The 1,190-nt window shown below is 53.9% G+C and carries 1 protein-coding gene; it reads right to left on the minus strand.

The genetic code is table 11. The annotated features are described in order from the left end of the window. Positions 1-211: 211 nt before the first annotated feature. Positions 212-1,183 (minus strand): GTPase, encoded by a 972-nt coding sequence (yjiA, locus tag AC1DRJ_RS28620; protein ID WP_477805100.1) that lies wholly within the window; start codon positions 1,181-1,183, stop codon positions 212-214. Between the last annotated feature and the right edge of the window lie 7 nt (positions 1,184-1,190).

The following is a 1,190-nucleotide window of genomic DNA, read 5'->3' on the forward strand; positions in this document are numbered from 1 at the left end:
ATCTTGTTAATACCACGCATCACGTAGGCTTCGAACTCGCTATCGAAATCGCCAGACATTTCCAGGATTTGCTCTTTCATACAATTCTCCAATACTAAATTAGTTGATGCCGTAAATGGCACTCAATAAAATTAGCATCAAACAAAATACAAAGCGCCCCACAAACTTAAACCGAATGTAACTACCCCCCAACCTCACAAGCACAAAAAACTTAGTCTATTGCAATACTCTCAAACCCCTTACGAATCTTCTCCTCCGGTAGTTCATCCGCAATAAACACAATCACACTTTCCCGTACTTCATCCTCAGCCCACTCGGTATCCCAGTCGAAACCGTACAACTTCAGAACACCCTGAAACACCATCCGCCGCGACTCACCTGCAATATTCAACACGCCTTTATAACGCAGCAACTGCTTGCCGTGATCCTCCAGCAGCTCATTCATGAACTCGCTGAGTTTGTCGATATCCAGCGGCTTGTCGGTGCGCAACACCAGGCTGGAAATGCGGTCGATGGAAGGGGCTTTGCTCACCGGGCGCAAACTCACGCCGCCGCCGAGGTCGGCATTGAGGTTAAAACCGCGCACGTCGAGCAATTCGGCCAAGTCGATCTTGCCGTGATCCACCACGCGGATGGGTGCGCGTCGGTTGATGCGGGTCAGGCGCTCACTTAATGCGGTGAAGGTCGGTTCGTCCACCAGATCGCGTTTGCTCACCAGCAAGCGGTCGGCGAAACCGATTTGCGCCTGGGCGATGGTTTGGGTCAGGTGAGTCTCGGCGTGCGCCGCGTCTACCAGGGTAATGATGCCGTCGAGGATGTAGCGCTCGCGCAGTTCTTCGTCGATGAAAAAGGTTTGCGCCACCGGAGCCGGATCGGCCAGGCCGGTGCATTCGATCACCAAACGGTCGAAGGCGATTTCGCCGCTGTCCAGGCGTTCGAGTAACAGGTAAAGCGCCTTGGTCAGATCGGTGTGGATGGTGCAGCAGACGCAGCCGTTGGACAGCGTCATGACTTGTACCGGCTCGTCACCCAACAGTTGGGTATCGATACCGGCATCACTGAATTCGTTTTCGATCACGGCAATTTTCAGCCCGTGCTCGGCCTTGAGGAGATGGCGCAACAGCGTGGTCTTGCCGGCGCCGAGGAAGCCACTGAGGATTGTTACGGGGATAGGGGGTAGCAAAAGAAGG

This window comes from Pseudomonas sp. P5_B2 (assembly GCF_056400445.1).